Origin of the sequence: uncultured Limosilactobacillus sp., from assembly GCF_934202705.1 — a bacterium.
Classification (GTDB): domain Bacteria; phylum Bacillota; class Bacilli; order Lactobacillales; family Lactobacillaceae; genus Limosilactobacillus.
On the sequence record NZ_CAKPYE010000005.1, the window covers coordinates 135,231 to 153,371 of the forward strand.

General features: G+C 37.8%; 27 protein-coding genes and 5 tRNA genes. 6 read left to right on the top strand and 26 right to left on the bottom strand.

Features of this window, described 5'->3' with window-relative positions; all coding sequences use genetic code 11:
- Positions 1-16: 16 nt before the first annotated feature.
- The 17 genes from Q0C76_RS04695 to Q0C76_RS04775 form a co-directional block, all read right to left on the bottom strand.
- Positions 17-184, bottom strand: coding sequence for a hypothetical protein (locus Q0C76_RS04695; protein ID WP_295730334.1), 168 nt, complete (start codon positions 182-184; stop codon positions 17-19).
- A gap of 27 nt (positions 185-211) precedes the next feature.
- Complete coding sequence (locus Q0C76_RS04700) at positions 212-415, bottom strand: hypothetical protein (protein WP_295730336.1); 204 nt, start codon at positions 413-415, stop codon at positions 212-214.
- A gap of 15 nt (positions 416-430) precedes the next feature.
- Positions 431-706: a hypothetical protein gene (locus tag Q0C76_RS04705; protein ID WP_295730339.1), complete on the bottom strand. Its 276-nt coding sequence runs from the start codon at positions 704-706 to the stop codon at positions 431-433.
- Positions 703-1,095, bottom strand: coding sequence for a hypothetical protein (locus Q0C76_RS04710; RefSeq protein ID WP_295730342.1), 393 nt, complete (start codon positions 1,093-1,095; stop codon positions 703-705). The genes Q0C76_RS04705 and Q0C76_RS04710 overlap by 4 nt, the downstream gene beginning before the upstream one ends.
- A gap of 14 nt (positions 1,096-1,109) precedes the next feature.
- Positions 1,110-2,270 (bottom strand): hypothetical protein, encoded by a 1,161-nt coding sequence (locus Q0C76_RS04715; protein WP_295730344.1) that lies wholly within the window; start codon positions 2,268-2,270, stop codon positions 1,110-1,112.
- A complete protein-coding gene (locus tag Q0C76_RS04720) occupies positions 2,263-2,595 on the bottom strand; it encodes a hypothetical protein (protein WP_295730346.1) in 333 nt (110 codons plus the stop codon). Before Q0C76_RS04720 ends, Q0C76_RS04715 begins: the two co-directional genes overlap by 8 nt.
- Entirely contained in the window at positions 2,595-2,792 is a 198-nt protein-coding gene (locus Q0C76_RS04725) for a hypothetical protein (protein WP_295730348.1), read from the bottom strand. The genes Q0C76_RS04720 and Q0C76_RS04725 overlap by 1 nt, the downstream gene beginning before the upstream one ends.
- Before the next feature lie 43 nt (positions 2,793-2,835).
- Positions 2,836-3,123 carry a YopX family protein gene (locus tag Q0C76_RS04730; protein ID WP_295730351.1) on the bottom strand — a complete coding sequence of 96 codons (288 nt, stop codon included), beginning with the start codon at positions 3,121-3,123 and terminating at the stop codon, positions 2,836-2,838.
- A gap of 20 nt (positions 3,124-3,143) precedes the next feature.
- The gene (locus Q0C76_RS04735) at positions 3,144-3,389 is read right to left on the bottom strand and encodes a hypothetical protein (protein WP_295730352.1); all 246 of its coding nucleotides are present in this window, start codon (positions 3,387-3,389) and stop codon (positions 3,144-3,146) included.
- Entirely contained in the window at positions 3,386-3,679 is a 294-nt protein-coding gene (locus Q0C76_RS04740; protein WP_295730354.1) for a hypothetical protein, read from the bottom strand. The genes Q0C76_RS04735 and Q0C76_RS04740 overlap by 4 nt, the downstream gene beginning before the upstream one ends.
- Positions 3,680-3,692: 13 nt before the next feature.
- Entirely contained in the window at positions 3,693-4,526 is an 834-nt protein-coding gene (locus tag Q0C76_RS04745; RefSeq protein WP_295730357.1) for a hypothetical protein, read from the bottom strand.
- Positions 4,516-4,872 carry a hypothetical protein gene (locus Q0C76_RS04750; protein WP_295730359.1) on the bottom strand — a complete coding sequence of 119 codons (357 nt, stop codon included), beginning with the start codon at positions 4,870-4,872 and terminating at the stop codon, positions 4,516-4,518. Before Q0C76_RS04750 ends, Q0C76_RS04745 begins: the two co-directional genes overlap by 11 nt.
- 11 nt (positions 4,873-4,883) lie before the next feature.
- Positions 4,884-5,096 (bottom strand): hypothetical protein, encoded by a 213-nt coding sequence (locus Q0C76_RS04755; protein WP_295730362.1) that lies wholly within the window; start codon positions 5,094-5,096, stop codon positions 4,884-4,886.
- Positions 5,097-5,125: 29 nt separating this feature from the next.
- Positions 5,126-5,290, bottom strand: coding sequence for a hypothetical protein (locus tag Q0C76_RS04760; RefSeq protein WP_295730365.1), 165 nt, complete (start codon positions 5,288-5,290; stop codon positions 5,126-5,128).
- Between the two features lie 71 nt (positions 5,291-5,361).
- Positions 5,362-6,501 carry a hypothetical protein gene (locus Q0C76_RS04765; RefSeq protein WP_295730367.1) on the bottom strand — a complete coding sequence of 380 codons (1,140 nt, stop codon included), beginning with the start codon at positions 6,499-6,501 and terminating at the stop codon, positions 5,362-5,364.
- Positions 6,502-6,513: 12 nt separating this feature from the next.
- A complete protein-coding gene (locus Q0C76_RS04770; protein WP_295730369.1) occupies positions 6,514-6,876 on the bottom strand; it encodes a DUF771 domain-containing protein in 363 nt (120 codons plus the stop codon).
- Positions 6,860-7,126, bottom strand: a complete 267-nt coding sequence (locus Q0C76_RS04775; protein WP_295730372.1) for a DUF739 family protein — start codon at positions 7,124-7,126, stop codon at positions 6,860-6,862. The genes Q0C76_RS04770 and Q0C76_RS04775 overlap by 17 nt, the downstream gene beginning before the upstream one ends.
- 157 nt (positions 7,127-7,283) lie before the next feature.
- On the opposite strand from Q0C76_RS04775, the gene Q0C76_RS04780 reads away from it, so the two are divergent.
- The 3 genes from Q0C76_RS04780 to Q0C76_RS04790 all read left to right on the top strand — a co-directional run bounded on the left by Q0C76_RS04780 (position 7,284) and on the right by Q0C76_RS04790 (position 9,398).
- On the top strand, positions 7,284-7,688 hold the full coding sequence (locus Q0C76_RS04780) for a helix-turn-helix domain-containing protein (protein WP_295730375.1): 405 nt from the start codon (positions 7,284-7,286) through the stop codon (positions 7,686-7,688).
- A gap of 18 nt (positions 7,689-7,706) precedes the next feature.
- Positions 7,707-8,186 carry an ImmA/IrrE family metallo-endopeptidase gene (locus tag Q0C76_RS04785; protein WP_295730378.1) on the top strand — a complete coding sequence of 160 codons (480 nt, stop codon included), beginning with the start codon at positions 7,707-7,709 and terminating at the stop codon, positions 8,184-8,186.
- 75 nt (positions 8,187-8,261) lie between these two features.
- A complete protein-coding gene (locus tag Q0C76_RS04790) occupies positions 8,262-9,398 on the top strand; it encodes a site-specific integrase (RefSeq protein ID WP_295730381.1) in 1,137 nt (378 codons plus the stop codon).
- A 799-nt stretch (positions 9,399-10,197) separates the two neighbouring features.
- Here the strand turns inward: Q0C76_RS04790 and Q0C76_RS04795 are convergent.
- From Q0C76_RS04795 to Q0C76_RS04805, 3 genes are all read right to left on the bottom strand, one after another.
- Positions 10,198-10,629, bottom strand: coding sequence for a hypothetical protein (locus Q0C76_RS04795; RefSeq protein WP_295730384.1), 432 nt, complete (start codon positions 10,627-10,629; stop codon positions 10,198-10,200).
- Positions 10,630-10,673: 44 nt separating this feature from the next.
- The gene (locus tag Q0C76_RS04800; RefSeq protein WP_295730387.1) at positions 10,674-11,903 is read right to left on the bottom strand and encodes a ParM/StbA family protein; all 1,230 of its coding nucleotides are present in this window, start codon (positions 11,901-11,903) and stop codon (positions 10,674-10,676) included.
- A gap of 255 nt (positions 11,904-12,158) precedes the next feature.
- Positions 12,159-12,956 carry a Fic family protein gene (locus Q0C76_RS04805; RefSeq protein ID WP_295730390.1) on the bottom strand — a complete coding sequence of 266 codons (798 nt, stop codon included), beginning with the start codon at positions 12,954-12,956 and terminating at the stop codon, positions 12,159-12,161.
- 200 nt (positions 12,957-13,156) lie between these two features.
- Here Q0C76_RS04805 and Q0C76_RS04810 point away from each other — a divergent pair, with 200 nt between their 5' ends.
- From Q0C76_RS04810 to Q0C76_RS04820, 3 genes are read left to right on the top strand one after another with little or no spacing between them, the layout of a single operon-like run.
- The gene (locus Q0C76_RS04810) at positions 13,157-13,546 is read left to right on the top strand and encodes a hypothetical protein (RefSeq protein WP_295730393.1); all 390 of its coding nucleotides are present in this window, start codon (positions 13,157-13,159) and stop codon (positions 13,544-13,546) included.
- Position 13,547: 1 nt separating this feature from the next.
- Positions 13,548-13,913 carry a hypothetical protein gene (locus tag Q0C76_RS04815; protein ID WP_295730396.1) on the top strand — a complete coding sequence of 122 codons (366 nt, stop codon included), beginning with the start codon at positions 13,548-13,550 and terminating at the stop codon, positions 13,911-13,913.
- Between the two features lie 2 nt (positions 13,914-13,915).
- Positions 13,916-14,233, top strand: a complete 318-nt coding sequence (locus tag Q0C76_RS04820) for a hypothetical protein (protein WP_295730399.1) — start codon at positions 13,916-13,918, stop codon at positions 14,231-14,233.
- Between the two features lie 58 nt (positions 14,234-14,291).
- Here the strand turns inward: Q0C76_RS04820 and Q0C76_RS04825 are convergent, their stop codons facing one another.
- The 6 genes from Q0C76_RS04825 to Q0C76_RS04850 all read right to left on the bottom strand — a co-directional run bounded on the left by Q0C76_RS04825 (position 14,292) and on the right by Q0C76_RS04850 (position 18,141).
- A complete protein-coding gene (locus tag Q0C76_RS04825; RefSeq protein WP_295730401.1) occupies positions 14,292-17,375 on the bottom strand; it encodes a DNA methyltransferase in 3,084 nt (1,027 codons plus the stop codon).
- Between the two features lie 350 nt (positions 17,376-17,725).
- Positions 17,726-17,814: transfer RNA gene (locus tag Q0C76_RS04830), tRNA-Ser, on the bottom strand.
- 2 nt (positions 17,815-17,816) lie between these two features.
- Positions 17,817-17,891: transfer RNA gene (locus tag Q0C76_RS04835), tRNA-Ile, on the bottom strand.
- A 19-nt stretch (positions 17,892-17,910) separates the two neighbouring features.
- A tRNA-Gly gene (locus Q0C76_RS04840) sits at positions 17,911-17,981 on the bottom strand.
- A 10-nt stretch (positions 17,982-17,991) separates the two neighbouring features.
- Positions 17,992-18,064, bottom strand: a tRNA-Phe gene (locus Q0C76_RS04845).
- 3 nt (positions 18,065-18,067) lie between these two features.
- A tRNA-Asp gene (locus tag Q0C76_RS04850) sits at positions 18,068-18,141 on the bottom strand.

An 18,141-nucleotide genomic window follows, 5' to 3' on the forward strand; every position in this document is an offset into this window, starting at 1 on the left:
GAAAGCCATTTGAATTTCATTTCAATTCAATATAAAAACTTACCCAAACTAGAATAAGAATTGGTGCAATACCTAATACAAACCCAAATGGATCTTCGACATGGTCAATACAAAGATCAAACCAAAGTGTTTGCAACACGACACTTCCAATAAAAATTCCAAATAGTACTGTTGCTTCTAACATTCTTCTAATAAATCTCTCCTCCTTTCATTAACTAGTAAAAGTTGGAATTAGGTAGACAAACATTAATACGCAGAAAGCCAGAACTAGGACGATCCCAATAACTCCAACAACTATAACCTGAGTGTTTAATCTGTTATCTTCCATCATTCGAGGAACAAGTTCGCATATCAAAGTAACTCCAAGACCAAGAACAAAAATAAGTAAAGCAAATTCCCATAATGGTAACTTCATAAATCTTTTCTCCTTTTATAAATTTCTATAAATATAGGCAACTGCACAAAACTCACACACGATGACTAGAAAAAAGAAAAATAGTTTGATTAAGCCAAATAACATAATGTGTAGCAAAGTCTTCATGACCAAACAATAAATAAGCCAAGCCAAAATAATAAAAATAACTGGTGATGCTAGTGCCAAAATTACATGTCTTTTGTGTTTATCCTTGGCTGTGTTTCGTTTAACCTTTGCTTCATTTAATACCTCTTGAGCAAATAGTGACGGCCTGTATTCGGCCTTCCTCATTTCGGTAACCTCCTAATGTGGCGATTTGCTTCAAGCTTTGGTAGGTGCATGGTGGCAATCCGTTCAATCTGCAAAGCTTTTTCGTTATCCGGTATATTGCGTACTAAATCAATTGATTCCATGGGTTCACCATCAGCTAACCGGCATGAGCAAATGATGCTACCCGCGGTTCTGCCATGTTCTGGTAACATGCGCAGTAATTTGCCACCAACTTCCGCTAGTCGAATCCGATATCCCCGATCAGAACTCATGACTAAAAAATTACGTCCGCCAGTTAAGCGACGTGCTTGACGAATATCCAGCTGCTTACTTTCCGGAATTTTCAGAAAAAAAGAACGCTCTTCAAACCCGTCTAAATTTAAAAAGCGTCCCTTCATGTACATCATCATGTCTCGAATCCCCCTTACTTTGCATCAGAGAACTCGCCATCAATAATCTTTTGATCTTCAAGATGAACCTGTTTCCCCTTGCAAAGGTCTTGTATTTGTGTGGCCCGATCTAAGAACCACTGCCCTAAATTGGCTAAATCTGTTTGACTAATCTCCTTCGTGCTCAGCTTTTCAATATCCGGAGTCAGAGCCAAAACATCAATTCGACTTGCGGCGGTTAGCATTTCTGCAGTCTTTGCAGAAACTCGCTCGAATGCTAACCGTTTTTGAGCTGCCGCATCATTAGCTGCTTGCACCTTCTTATGCAAAGTCTTGTTTTCATTGGTTAATTGATCAATTGTTGCTTGTAAATCATCAATATCTTCTTTGCTAAAACGATTATCTTCAGCTGCCTGCAATTTTTCCTGGGCAATTGCTAGGTCATCATTAGAATCTTGTAACTCTTGTTTCAGTTCCAGTAAATGCTGCTTGATATCATCGTAATCATCAGGCGGTACGACCTTTTCTTCCACTTCCCGATGTTGCAAACGTTCATTTTCCAGCTGTAAGTGTCGGGAACGTTGCCGTTCCTTTTCTAGTTCAACTAACGTTTCACTACGAGACTTTTCCACGTCCGCATTATGTTTCGTTAAACGATGATTCTCTGCTTGCAACGACTGGTTAGTGGCTTGCACTTTAGCGTTCAATGTCTTTTGCTCATCTAAACTTTTTAGAAGCGCTTTAAAATGCGGGGTCTTACGAAATTCAGCATCACTACGCAAAATTAAATCTGCAGTCTCTGAATCCGCCTTGCCCGTGGCAATCATCTCCTGGTACATCTTGGGTAAAGCCAGATAGTTATTAATCATTTGCTCCCGATCAGGGTCGTCTGACGCTAATAGTTGGTTGTAACCTTCCGCTTGACGCATCGCCCGATGAATTTGCGATTTACCAAAACCATGTCCCTCATACCAACGCTTAAAGCTAATACCGCTATGGGTTCCTGGATTACTAATATGACTTTTCACGTCCAGGGCAATTCGTCCTAAATTGATTACTGCCATTTGTGAAGTCTGCCAAATCTGATAATCTTTCTGCTTAAAATATTCTTGTTCAGCTACCGGTAAATCTTTATAAAGCTGATTCAAGGTGGTCTCAGCCTGATTACCTTGTGCTTGCGTTAGTTCTTCACCCATTAACACTTCTCCTCTTCATCTTCAACTCCTGATAACCATGCGTTTGGCTAAACAACTGCCACGCTTGTAACTCATGGCTATTAAATTTCTTAATGTGTACTTCATTTGCTAAAATTACTTCAAACCGTGGCCGGTAAGGCACTTCATATAAATCTGTTACGATCACCGTCTGCCATCGTTTACCATCAGTAGTATTCGCTTGATATTTCATCACCGTGCCCACAGTTACTTTGTCGTGTAAACGCTGATCTAATATGGCTAAATACGGTTTAGGATAGGTACGTTTACGATGCACAAAGTAAAAGCGAATCATCCTAATCGCCATTAGTAAGGTTCCACTTCATACTTTTCAGGCGAACCTGGCAGGCCATCAATCGCACTCGCCGCCGCATCATAACTAGCAAACTTAGTGGCTTCGTCACGTCCCACTTGCGTAACATTAAATGTCCCTACCAGCATCCACATATCGCTACTCATGTTTTTAATCACATACTTATGATCATGATTACTTAATCCAAACATTGGTCTTGCTCCTTTCGTTGTTTAAAAACGTTGCTAATCACTTTTAAGTCCCGGGAAGGAATTGTCCATGAGCAAAACGTACTGTATCGGTGCTTACAAAACCGTTACCAGCCTGAATTTCGACAATGTCTCCCTCGTAAATTGACTGACCATCTCGATCCTTAACTCCCGTAAACTGCATCAATTGACGTTGTTCATTTACTATCGTGCCCAACATTTCCGACTGCTTTTCAAAAGTAAAAATTACTTGATTATGTTGATCCAATCGGGTTGAATACGTCATTAGCTCAGTGTTATGCGAGTCGTATTCACGAAACCGAATATCTTTCAATTTGCTCACCTCATTTATCTCTAAATAATTCCTGGATCCTTGGTCTGCAGTTGGGTAAAGAAACCAAAAATCATCAGTAATACCACCAGAACGATAATGATAATCATCAAAATCGTTAAAGCCTCTGAAAACCAGGTAGCATGACGCTTTTCTGTCATTGCTTTTTCAGAATCGATTGGTTCCGTTCCCCAGGCACCCTTCATCTCATTGTCCAGCTGATGTTGCTTATACTCTGCCCGACTTGGTTGGTGATTTGATCGAATCATTCGATCGCCAGCCCTTCGTTAAAATTAAAACGTTTCTCAATTGGAGTATCAGCCAATACTTTCGTCAAAACTTTCAACATCATGGCGTTACCACCGTCATAGTCGCCGTTACCATGCTTGTTAAAGTAATCGACATCCACAAAATACAAGCCTTCAATTGCAATCCGTACGCACATAATTACTCCGTATTTTGCATCTTTATCAGTAACCACAATTGAACGCAACTCTTGGTCAATAGTGACTAGATAACCACAGCGTTTAACCTGCTCCAGATATTCGTTAATTTTCATTTATATTGCCTTCCTAACACTTAATTCGATAGTCTCCGAGGTATGTTATTTTCCGAACTGACATTGGGTCAATCATCAAAGGTTCTGAACCGAGAACTAAATAATTATCTTCATCCTTATCAAGATTTTCAGGGTCAACGTAAAGCGGAGAAATTCTAACTTTCTTAAAGGTATTAAATATTCTTGATACGTCATGCTTTGTTAATCTAAAGGTTGGTATTCCACTAGTGTTTTGAATACCCACTCCTGAAAAACATTCCACCTGATAGATTGACTGCAGATGATCAGCAACCGGTTCCTTTTGAATTCCATCATTGAAATCACTACGGTGACTATTACGCATTAAACAATTAAGAGCTTTCTGATTTTCATGAGTCATCGCCAAAATTTGGTCGAGGTTGTTTAACTGCTCCTTTTGCAACATATGCGAAATACCAAGAAGATGCTTCATCTTCATGTAATCAGTCGAATCTTCGGCAATAATCTGTAAGCCAATTGCGTTAGCTAAGTCATTGATCAAAAATTTAATTCCATCATCTGTAAACCCCAAATGTTGAATCACCCGACTTAGTTCAAGTAAACGACGATCCTGCCCATTAGCTTGCACAATATATGATTTCCCCAACCAGGCCTTTAATAGCCCAGCGATCACTTCATTTGGAATCATTAGGCCGCTTAGTGGGTGAGCATCATCCACAATGTCATTACTAAGTATCTTTGTTGAATCATGGTGGTTCATCTTAAACGCCACAGCATAAGTCTCCGGGTCGGTTTTAAGACTTTCCTTCACATCGTCAGAAAATTGTTTAGCTACTTTTTCAGCTTGTGGTTGATTTCTAGTTTTCATCTTGATGGTGCTGCTCCTTTGCTAATTTTTCGTTTAATTCATCCAACCGTTTAGTTGCCGCCAACATATCTAATGGCTTAATACCTAAGCTGATACAGATAACGGTCATATATTCAGTCAACGTTAGTTGAACATCTTGATTAGCAGCGTTGTAGGCGTTATTAAGCTGATACAGCATGTTCTCAATGTGTGGCTGACCATTAACTCCTAGGGCCCCAACTACATGATTTTGGGAATCCAAAAAACTAGCGTAAACGACATGGTCTTTAATCCCATTGCTTTCGAGTTCTTGAATAACATGCCGCAAGACTTGTTCTCGCTTGCTAAATTTCTCTTTGCTTTCCATGTTTGACTCCTTTACTCACTTTCTCCGGACGTAGTTTTGACAATAACCACATCAACGTACAAGACATTCCACAAGTTGATGGTTCGCTCATGTTCACTAAGAATCATTTTCTTGCCTTGTGGTTGATAAACCTTGGTATATAGCCAGTAGCAGTTCATGGGAATATCTTGAAACGGCAAATAAATGTAGTCCTCGTTGACCATCTTCATGCGCAAGATTTTCATACACTCGCCCCCTAGTTTTGCCGATCCGATTATCTATCTGAATCACTAGCCAGCCAGTTCGCAAAGTTGATGGCTAAGACCACTGTGATTCCTAAAAATAGCCAGGTGAATAACACGTTGTACCCGTGTAATTTCGATGCCATTAAGCCCATACCAAGTGCCAAGTAAATTAAGTTATTTAATAATTTCATCATGAAGTACCTCTTTTCAATTTGATCTTGCTTGTGTGGCTGGTTAATCACCACTCCAGCCAAGGTTTTGTAAACTAGTTATAAGTTTTGTGTTTCTTGCGGTTAGCCTTAAGTTCGGCCATCAACCGTTTGTTTTCCGCCAAGGTTGCTGCATCAGGTGGATCAGCCTTGAGCTGATATCCTGATTGCGCCCACTCCGGCAGCTTTTCAACCACCCGAGCGGTCTTTTGTCTGTTCGAATGCTTAAAGTTAGCTTTACCAGGGTTCGGTTGGCCTTGATGATGCTGATATTGTGACTTACGACGTTTGAACAGTTGTTCACTAGCAATCGCTGTCGAAATATCGTGAACCTGGTCTTTCCGGTACTGTGCCACTACTTTATTCAAAAATTGCAGTGGATAACTAGCGCCATTCATAGCGGCATAATCAATCATGTGGAGAACTACGTCCGTTCCAAACTCACGTTGCCAGCTACTGAAGGCGTTTTGACAATACTGGTTCGGCCAACTGAATTGGTCTTTCCAGGCAGTGAAAATTTGATTTAATCCATTCGGGTCAGCTAGTAAGCCTGCGTTCGGCTGTTTTAGTTCTTTATGCTCTACGTTCGAGCTAGAAGATTGTTTAGCCAACTCGTCTGGTTCCGTCTGGGTCTCATTTGCAGTTGTGACCTTTGACGAATGATCCTGGTTTGGAATTTCCGTGTGTGCACCTGGACTACTACATACAACATTATTTGTTGTATAAGTATTTATTAGTGGCTGGTTATCCAGCGCTGGAAAACGTGATTTAGGTGAAATCGCTTTTATATCAACGTTTTGACCTAAATCACGTTTTCGGTCTTTAGGTGGGAATGCTTTATTATCAGTCTTTTGACCTAAATCACGTTTTTGAACTTTAGGTGCCGATTGATTACGTAACCTCCCAAATTCATCAAGGTGCCAAACGTAATTTGAAAAACGTCCTTTTTGGTCATGTCTGCGTTCAATTCGAACAAAACCATGTTCTTTTAGTTCATCTAATGCGTTCCTGGTTGAAGTTTTCCCATTGGTTGACTCAGAGATGATCTGATCCATGTAATACTGCCAACCTTTCGGCTTCTTCCAAAGCATCATAAACAAGCCTTTTGCTTGTAAACTAATGTGTTGCTCTAATACTGTGTTATCAACGGCTGTGTAGCCGTGACTTTCATTTTTATCAATTGTGATTGAAGCCATATTCGTCACCAATTAACTTTCTGAAAAATCAAATTCAGGCATGTGACGGTCTAACCAAGCTTTAAATTGGGGCCCCGCAAAATACCAAGGCGAATTCTTACTTGGACGCTTCTTGATAATCCCGGCAATCTCTAATTGATTGCGTTCCAATTCGTACTTCGGATTGTTGAGAATCCGAGAACTAACTTTTCGTGAAGATGTCCGCAAATATTTTGCAACATCTTTAATGTCCCAAATCCCAGTGACTTGATTGGCCCGTTCTTTGTAGTCCTCCAAGACAACTTTTTTAACAAGCACATAATCACTTGGGATAGCAATTTCCACTGGAACAGTGGCTTTAAGCTTTTGGGACTGTGAATCAAACGACTGATGCATTCTTTTCACCTTCTGTCATGTTTTCCTTACTATAAGGGCAAAAAAAATATCTACCAATTTCATCTACGCTAATGTCTAATACGTGCGCTATAGATATAATTTCACTTTGCTTAAACATTGATTTATTAGTCATTTTGCTGTTAAGCGTTGCCCTATCAATGTTTGCAGCCTTACTCAAAGAAGTTTGATTGTACCGTAACTTCTTCATACGTTTATTTAAATTAGAATAATCAAACATCTTGCTGGCCATCATCACATCTCCTTTCGTCAGTTTTTCCTTACACAATGTATATTAAACCTTTTGTTTGAAATGTCAACAGATTTTGTAAGTATTTCTTTACTATTTTTGATTGTTTTGTCATGTTTTTATGTTACTATGTATATAAGTAAACAGGAGGCATTTTACGATGATTAAAAAAGTTGACAGCTTCCAAAATAGATTGAGGATTGCACTTACTAATAAAGGAATTACTCAGTCAGAATTAGGAAGAAGAACTGGAATTAATAGACAAATGATTTCTGACTACCTTCGAGGAAAATATGAGGCAAAACAAGATAATGTATACTTACTAGCTAAAGCACTTGGAGTTGATGAAGCTTGGCTTATGGGATTAGCTGACCAAGACAAACAATCATCTGAAAATAAGCAAAAGGCATCAACCATAGAAGAAGCAGCGGATCAATATGCCCACAACTTTCGAGCTTTTAATAACTTAAATATTTCTGATGAACAGATTGAAGCGATTAAAGAAATAACATTAGGTTATTTGAAGTCACAAGGTATCTCAGATAAAGATGACAAGAAAAACTAGCGAAGTGAAGTGATTAACATGAATCTATACTTGATGGACGATTTAATTGAACATCTTTTTGACGTGATAAAGGAAAAACACATCAATTATCGAATTGGTGATGCGTGGCATTCAGATTGGCCTTCAACGGCGAACGCTGACATTAACCTACTGATCTATAACCCAAATTGGAAGCCTGCTTATGAGCGTCCAATTCAATTAGCACATGAAATTGGGCATATTCTAGCACATCACCCGTGCAAAAATCAGTGCGAGTCCGTAAACGTTGATGACCGTTATGAAGAAGAAGCTAATGAAATTGCTTTACGATTAATTCTGGATTATATTTCAGAAAATGACATTAAATTTGAAACCAAGCAACAACTTATCGATTATTTTGGAATTCCAGAAAGTATGATTTATCCGCTTAATCACCTTCTCAACGCACAGTACTACGACATTTTTGGATATCACTATCCTTACCGTCCATCATTCGGACGGATAATTTTAAATCCTTAAACGAACATACGTTTATATGCAACCTACAATTTTTCTATACAGGAGAAACCTAGCTTTTAGATTGGAGTGATTAGAATGGCAATTAAAAAACTTAAAACCGGTAAATGGCAGGCCATCATTAGTTGGTACGATAGCTCAGGTAAGCGACATTTCAAGCGGAAATCTTTCCGCTTGAAACAGCAAGCTGAATCCTACTTAATCAGCAAGGAAGTTGACAAACAAAAAGGCAACCTTTCGGTTCGTTCCGACCAACCCTTTCCCGAATATTTCTGGAACTGGTTTGAAACCTACAAAGAAGCTAACGTCACGGAACGCACTAAGGCCACTTACCATAACGCACTTGGCCCTCTCCGGACTTACTTTGCCAATACCCCTATTAGTAAAATTGATCGCCGCTTGTATCGTGAATTCATTGCAGCGTTTGGTAAAAATCATGCAAGGGCCACCGTCCGTAAATACAATTCGCTCTACCATGCCTGTATCAAAGACGCCATCTACGATGGTGATATCAGTAAAGACTTCATTCGTAATACCGACCTGGTGTATGACAAATCCCGTACCAAAGAAGTTGAATACATCAATGTCAAACAGTTCCACCAACTGGCAAATTATTGTTTTAATCACTTAAATCCTCGCTATACCTCCAAGTATATGATTCTCACCGCTTTGTACACCGGCTGTCGTTTGGGGGAAATTCAAGGGCTGCAATGGCAAAACGTCAACTTTAACTTCAAGACGATTACGATTGATCATGCCTGGGACGCTATCAATCATGAATTTAAAGACACCAAAAACGAGTCTTCCAAGCGCATTATTCGGGTTAACAATGATTTATTAAGCACGCTTAAACAGCTCTTAAAACGTACGTCACGACCAATTGATCAGGTCTTTAAAAATGGTGACGGCGAAATTCCAACCTCCAATGCAGTCAATAAAACCTTGCGCAACACCATGAATGAACTCGGAATTGTGAAGAAAGGGTTTCACTTTCACAGTCTGCGGCACTCACATGTGGCCTATCTCCTTGATCAGCATGTGGATCTATACATCATTTCAAAACGCCTTGGTCATGCTGATATTGCCACCACCAGCCGAGTCTACTCCTATTTGATTGATGAGTATAAAGTGCGCTCTGATGATCAGATTGAAGGCATTTTAGATGGGGTTAAAGACCAGCCAATCACACATGCAACTGGTATTAAAAAAACATAATTAGCCATTGCAATTTAGGCTAATTATGCTATATTGAAATTGTCCGAACGTAGGACACTAAGTACTTCTTTTCATTAGGATAACTTTTTATTCTAGTTTGAAAAAATAAATGACTCACGGATCACCACCTGTGAGTCATTTTTTGTATCTAAATTATAGGTTTTAATAATACATTCAGAATATAACGTAGGTTTCATTCTGGACAGTTAATATTAAATCTATGTTTTAGATATGAAATAAGGATTTATAATCAAATACCTAGATTTTATTTTAATAATTACTAATTATTCTACCAAATACCTATGTTTAATTATTAATATTGAACACTATTATACTTTATACCTATGTTTTTGATGTTTCTTTTCAACGTTATATATTATTCATAGGTTTAATATACCGACTTAATAATAAAACCTAGGTTAAATATTCAGAATCGAGAATTTAACCTAGGTTCTAGATATATAAAATTGAGTAGGTTTTAGTCCTTCGTCCTTGGTATAATCATTTGTGCAGACCCGATGACTTTGGCGAGTTGCGGACGATCGTTTATTGATCCAATGTAACTAAGGCCACCGTCTTTGGAACGGGTCTGCCTTTTTCTTTACAATTACATTAACATGAACGAGAGTAAATAAAAATCTCCCCATTTTCCGTAGAATGGAGAGACCCGCAATAGGCTCCGTAGAGTATCTACCGCTCTTCCTTACTAAGGATTTTACTACTAACCCTTAATCATATCAATAACTAAAGATTTACAACGTAGAGAAGGCTAGGAGCAATCCCTAGCCTCTTTTTTCTGTTAATGGTTAATTCCATTATTCAATTTAGTATTACGTGACAACATACCTAGATCTACTTCTGATGATTGATCGTCACTACCCTGGTATGCAGGCTCCTTTGCATCTTGCTTAGAATCGTCTTTACTTTCTGAATCCATTGACTGATCCACAGACTTTTCAACTTTCTGTAAATTCTTAATCCGACCAGTTTCCTTATCGTGTTTTAAAATTTCTTGGGCTTGCTGACTAACTAAATTTTTCATCTTAGCCTGTTTTAACGCCATGGCTGTTGGCAAATCAGTCATTCCATATTCCCCAATTGCCATTAATATCGCCGTCGTAATTGAATTGGTACCAGTATCCTGTTGATTGAACCATTCCGCTATTTGTTCGTTATCAGGAATTCGATAATTAAACTGTTGTAATGGTTTAAATGTCTTCTTTTTTGCCATAATGATTCTCCTCACTTTCTCATTATATCAAATTTGAGTTCCGTTCAGGATTGAATAGCGCTCAAAATTAATTTAAGTCCCATCTCATTTAATACTTGGGCATATTTTGGTGAAACCCAAATAACGGGAATGTCATCACCACCATTGAAGCGTTGCAACTTCTCTTGAATCTTTTTGCGGAGTTGGCTTTCCTTAGCCATTGGAATTGAACCGCCACCATAAACAAAGAGCAATTCAATACCGGCTCCAGATTGCCGAACTGCAGCTGAAATAGCGTTAATAATTTGGTCCGCAAATGGTTCTAATTGGCTATAAACTACCTTCCGAACTTTTTCTTGATGTTTCTTGGCAAATGGACTCGCCGGTTGACTCAGGTAATCTTTGAGTTGGGCCCGATTATCAAAGTTCATTTGCTGTGCTTGGAGGACTTCAACTGCAGACTGCAACACATTACCATAACCTTTTGGCAGTGATGAAGAAGCATTCGTGTTAACTTCACCGTTAAGGATCGTCACCAAATCGGTGGTTCCTTCACCAATGTCCACCCCCAAGACGTTATCGTCTTTAATAATATCTTCAGCAGCAATATTATTACTAAGTTCTGGATAGTGATGTTTAAAGTCGGCTAACAAGGCTTGTTTTAGTCCACTCCCTGCATTCTTGATCATTAATTGAGCGGTTTCCCCTTCCAGGGCGACAAAAACCTTCCGGAAGTGAATTTGAACGGTAATTGGATCCTTAAAATTATGAAACGTCACGGTGTGATTGCTACCCGTAAACTTATCATGATATGTTTCTAAAACATTTCCCCGTTTGCCTTCACTCACTGGTAAGGCTGTGGCCATATTGACAGTTACCTGCAAAGGATTACCTAAATTTGCTTCGTGTTCATAGGCATCCTTAACCGTCTTCCCGGCAATCATGCTCAGCGTCAGAATTAAGGCTAGATCATCTTCTGATTTGCCAGCGAAGTCATTCACATCAAATGACTGCAGCGGTAGTTGACTCCGTACAGCCGCATTTCCAATGAGAAAGCGCCCCTGTTCGGTAATCGCCGAACTTGAAATCGTGACATCTAAATTGTCCATAAAATGCTGCATATAGTTAGTTGTTTCGTCTGAATGATCAAAGTTCTTGGGTAACCCCGTATTTTCCGGAGTGAGTCGAGCAATCACTGAGGGGATCATGATTTTCTCATCATTTAAGCTCCCCTTGATTGAACCATATCCCAAATCATTGGAGACATTTAAAACATAAGTACTCTTTTCATCCATTTAGAAAACTCCTTTCTTTTCTAGCTAAAACATAGGTTTAAGTTTTAACCACATATATAATATCTATGCTTTATATATGTTTCATCTATATTATAGATAAAATTCGTCAAATGTAAAGCTAAAATATAGGTTTTTTATATGCTAAATATATCTTTTACAGGAATTTCAGAATTTTAACGCTTAATAAAACATAAAACCTAGGTTTAATTCTGACTAAGCAGAATATAACCTAGGTTCCTTATATGTTTATATTAATTAAAGTTCATGTTTATGATCATGATTGATAAATGGTTTTAAAGACCTCTGTGGTAGTCTTTCCAAGTTCTTTCCATAGATTTGTTCCACTGCTGCTGTATATTCATCAAGTGATTGCCCCAGGGTATCAATTAAATATCCGGGTTCTTTAGCAAACTGTTGGAGTCCACGAATATAGAACGGACGGTTCTCATCCCGAATAATAAATGGCATTTGACGATTCTTACACCGTTCTTTAAACAGTAGAATGCGGCCAACTCGACCATTGCCATCACTAAACGGGTGAATTCTTTCAAACTCATAGTGAAATTTAGCATAGTCAGCTAAATACTTTTTCGGCAGTGATTGCCATTTTCTCAACAACTGTGTTAAATCCTGTTCCACTTCATTAGCGTCCGCTGTTTCGACATCACCTTGCAGGGTGTTACCAATCACATTATTGAAGCGTTTAAAGCCACCAACCACTTTATTAGGATTCTGTTCATCAGAAGTTCCCGCTTTCAGAATCCCTTGTAATTTAGCTAGATAAGCAATTGTTAAAGGTTGATCGACCGTATCAAGCATGTAATCAAACAGTTTGAAATGATTTTTACTCTCAATTTGATCGTCCGCCCGAATTAACTGGTCTTTATCTGCCACATAATTACCCGTAGAATAAATTTGCGCCGTTTGATCCCGAGTAATGGTTGAGCCTTCCATGTGATTACTGTTATAGGAGAATTCAACTTGTGACCAATCATATAAACCACCGGATTGCTTCTCATCTCGCTCTGTTCTCAATGCATATGCGATATCCATTCAATCACCCTCACATTTTATCTGCCATTACCACCAATCATTCTTCAACATATTTATTATATCATTACTTGTTAATTTTCTGACTTTTCGCCACTTATGCAGTAATTGCTCACTGATGAATTAAATTATCAAGTTGATTTTTTGACCAAGTAAGAGTATCTTAAATATGTAATCGAACAAACGTTCAGGAGGAAGATATTATGCCTTTATTTTATCGGTTAAAGAACCCTATTTCTAACAAATACTATATTTGCAATGGCTGCTTAGTTGATGAAGTGGACAAAGAAATTGCCCCCGTCTATAGCGAAAAAGTGGCTAAAGGTCTTTTACATGATGCCAATACCATTCAAGGAATTATTAGTGATCACTTTAAAAAGAATGAAACATTCCCAGGATATGACCTTGAGGAAGTTAAAATCAGCGAAGTGCCATTGGATCATAAACAAATGGCCCAGGTTCGAGCTTTTGCCAGGGATAAACATATATCGGTAATGGAATCCGCCACTAAATATCGTTTACACCTAGTCAACATTTGGGATAGTAATACCAAATCAGTTTTTGATGAGATGTTTCACCACGAAGAGGCATAACATGCCATCACCTAAAATTGAACAACAAGTTAAGTCCAGCATTAAAAGAATTACGCAGTTTTACGCCAACTCCAACGGCCGGCCTTATCTCTGGTTAACTAGTAACGCTAGTACAGTGGTGGGTAATCATGTCCAGCTTTCTCATGTGCTAGCTTTTGAAACCCATCAGGTACGACCAGGAATTCGTACTGAGATCGCCCTGGTTTTGCCAATGAGTGAATATAGCTTTGATGACTTTTTAGCAATTGTCCGTGGTATTGAAGAGCACTTTAATTTTCCACTTTTAGTCCATGCCTACCCAAGAGACCAGGTATTAAAAATGCGTGATTACTTTGATCAGCACGTAAGAGAAGATGTGGTGCTTTAACAATGGTTAGTTTAACTAATAAAAAACGTGGTGAACAACTCACCACGCAAATCAAACATTATTTTAAAAATATTTCTCGGACAAGATACTGGATTCGGCTGAATTATTATGCCCCGACAAACGGGTATAATTTTTTCTTTCAGCAATGGCGACAACATACCCTATCCAGATCATGGCCGATTGGCGATTTTCGCAACTGTTCATTTGAGGATTTAATTGAGATTCTCACTGTTTTACGGGAAAGTTATCAGTTTACCATTGAAACAGCGCATCTAACTAAGGAACAGTTGCAAAAACTACGTACGAAGCGATTAATATAATAAGGATCACCAACCAAAAGTTGATGATCCTTATTTTTAATTACTATTGTACTGCTTTTTAAATAACAAGTTTCAATATTGCTGCTAATCTAGAATAGTTATTTGGCTCTCCTTTGACATGGTATAATTCATCAACTAACGAATCAATTTTTTTATGAATTCGGTTTAAATTATTAGGTAAGCTTCCGTTAACATACATAGTTGACAACGTATTGCCTTCTTTGAATAGATACGTTCTTTCTTCATTTAGTTGCTTACCCAATTCAATCAATTGTTTTTTATCTCTATTACTAATTACTGGAAGTGGAAATTTTGAGTAGCTAATTGTACTCGAATATCGAAGACTATTACCTAAAGTTCCACTAACTAAAGTTAACCATACATAATGTACTTTACTCTGCAAAATGACAAATAACCATAATGGACAGTTAGGAACTTGATAAACTCCATCACTAATCATAGTTTGTTTATCCATGTATCTCATGGGCAAAATTGGTCTACTTTTGATATCAGCTGAATGACGTGGGATTGCAAGAAAATCTTTACCGTAATATCGATCTCGTTTATATTTTAAAGGTACATCACTTAGTTTTTTATCTTCATCAGAAACAGTTTTTCTATACTTCTTGACGTCTTGTATACGTGACTGAAGCCACGCAGGACAGTGTTCTGGTAAGATTTGATTAGGAAAGTAAAATACATATTGCAGAGGCTGTACGCTTTGCATTAGCTCCTTTGCTCCAAAAAATGGATGCAGGTAATCTAATAATTCAGGATAATTAGCTTTAATTTTGTCATATTCTTTGATGCTAATTCTATATTTATCATTATCTAAGAAAAGGCTACCTAATTTCATGCTAGGCAAACTAGAATTAGTATGAATCTGATCTACATTCAACCATTTCCCTGGTAGTAAGTATTGATTAATAGCAGACACCTGCAGTTCTTCCCCATTATTAGTAGTTGTCAAATGTTTTAAGTTATGTGAGGTTAACGCATGTGCTTTATTAAAACCAATAATTACAACAAAGACTTGTGCCCCATTGTTATCCCATTTAAAAGATTGATTTGCAAAATCAATTTCTATATTATTCTGTTCCATCACTCTTTTAAGAGTTAGTGCTTGTGATCCCTGAGTTAATGAATTTACAGAAACAAATCCAGCCTTTAGTTGTGGATTAATATGATTCATAATCTGTATGCACTTCAGATACCACCCAAAGACATAGTCCATGTTATCAACATTTTTTACATCAGGAAATAATAAAGATAGCTTATCACGTTTGGCTTTACCCTTCTTAGTCTTTGCACCAATAAAAGGTGGATTCCCTAATACATAATTTAACTTTCTTACATTAACAACAGAATTCCAATCTGCAGTTAAAGCATCAGCTCTTTTAATATTAGCGGATTTACGCAGCGGAATCCTTATATAAGGTATACCACTTGCTATATTATTAGAGAACTCAATATTCATTAAATGATCCATCATCCACATACCAGCCCGGGCAATATCTATAGGAAAATGATTATACCTAATTTGATTATTTTCCTCATATGGAATTCCAATTTCTAACCCACTAAATTGATTTACATCAACTCCAATTAACGGTTGCCACGTTTTTTGCGATTTATCGCTACTTATTGTTCCATTTTTATTGAATCCAAACTCAGTCAGATCATTCATACCAAATCCAAGTTCAATATTCTGATCTGTCTGTTGTAAAATTTCTGAAATGACTTCATGTTCTAAGCGCCTAAGTTCTCGATAGGAAAGGATCAAGAAGTTACCCGATCCACAAGCAGGATCAAGAAAAGTAAGATTAGATAACTGCTTTTTAAAATTCAACAATCTTGATACAACACTGTTTGAAGAGTTTTTTATGGAATTAAATTCACTCCTTAAATCATTCATGAACAACTTGTTAATTACTTTTAGAATATTATTTTCGCTTGTGTAATGTGCCCCTATTTCACGTCGAGTTTTCTTCTTAATTGCCCCTTCATACATTGAGCCAAAAACGATAGGATTAACCTTTGACCAGTCATCTTCAGAAATATCAATCAACGAGTTAATTAAATTGTTCGGTAATGGTTTTTGAACAAAGCCCATCGTCTGTTCTGCATTTCTAAATAATCCACCATCAATATAAGGTGCTCCAGGATAAAGATTATACCGTTTTTCTTCATCTTGGGTATCAACAGCTGTAAAAAATTGTGCCAGATTAGCTAGTCTCAATCTTTCAGGTGTTTCCAATAATGACTGAAGATAATGTGTAAATTCATTTTCTTTATTAAAGATTCCTGTATCATCTGCAAACATTAAAAAAGCTAATCTAACAATCATTTTATCAGCTTGATCTTGAGTGAAATTCAAATTAACAAGTTGTTCATGTATTTTCCCCATCTCACTAGCCTTTTCAGATGAGACTCTTAATCCTAATTGCAATTCCTTTTGAACCCTATTTTGAAGAATAGAAATAGGTGGTTCCGATTTTTTATTCTGATTAAGTTCTGGTACGATACTTTGAGGCGCAAGAAAATAAAATAGTTTTTCAAGTTGACGAATGTCATTAAGCTTACGCAAATTTATTGACTCTGATTCAATACGATTTTCAGAGTATATTCTCAATTCAACGAAATTAGTAACAATTTCAAACCTTTTATGGTGATTTGGATTTAAGAACTTAGCAGCATAGTCAAATACCTGGTCCACCCCTCGTCCTCTATCAGACCTTTTTTCACCAAAACTATAGGAAGTATCCTCCACCTCTATAAATGCATCAGGATACACAATACTTTCCGTGTTTAAATCGTTTGCACTGAAAAATCCCAAAATTCCATCAGGAATAGTGCCAGTATTATCTTTATATTCAGTTGCGAATGTTACATAGCGTCCACGATTAATAGAATTAGTCTTCTTATATCCCAGAATATTGACAAATAGTTCCGTTAAAAAATCCGGACGATGTTGATCCTCTTTCCATGTATAGACTTCTTCACCATGAAAACTATCAACAAAGTCTTGCGCAGCTTTCATGACACGTCTATCAATCATCTTTCTAATATTTTGCTTTTTTATATCCTGAATTAATCTGCCTTCGTCTATAAGAGGCTTATTATAAATAGTAATTTTTCCCATTTAGGCCACCGCCTTTTTATCAACGGTGACTTTATTGTCGCTATATAAATCTATGTTAATTAGGAGCGGGGTTTTACCCCCCCCCCATCAAAATTTTAGCTTTACAAGTAATTAAATTCATTTTTTAAAACCTCACTACAATTTTTCATCATTATCTTATCATAATCAAAAATAATATTGGAGCACCAAAGTGCACCATAAATTGAGAGCACCATAAGTGCACCACAGTGTTGAAAAGTACAACTTTATTCAAACAATGCAAATTAAAATAAAACAACCGTAAACGCTGATATAAAAGCATTTACGGTTGTTATTTTGTGAACTCGAACATAGCTCATACATTGCTTAAACGGAGAAGGAGGGATTTGAACCCTCGCGCCGCTTGTCGCGACCTACACCCTTAGCAGGGGCGCCTCTTCAGCCACTTGAGTACTTCCCCAATGGGCCTAAATGGACTTGAACCATCGACCTCACGCTTATCAGGCGTGCGCTCTAAACCAACTGAGCTATAGGCCCATACCAAAATATAGGTAGAAGCGGGTAACGAGAATCGAACTCGCGACAACAGCTTGGAAGGCTGTGGTTTTACCACTAAACTATACCCGCATTAAAACAATGGCGCGGGACGGAATCGAACCGCCGACACACGGAGCTTCAATCCGTTGCTCTACCAACTGAGCTACCGAGCCATACGGTCCGTACGAGACTCGAACTCGTGATCTCATCCGTGACAGGGATGCGTCCTAAACCAACTAGACCAACGGAC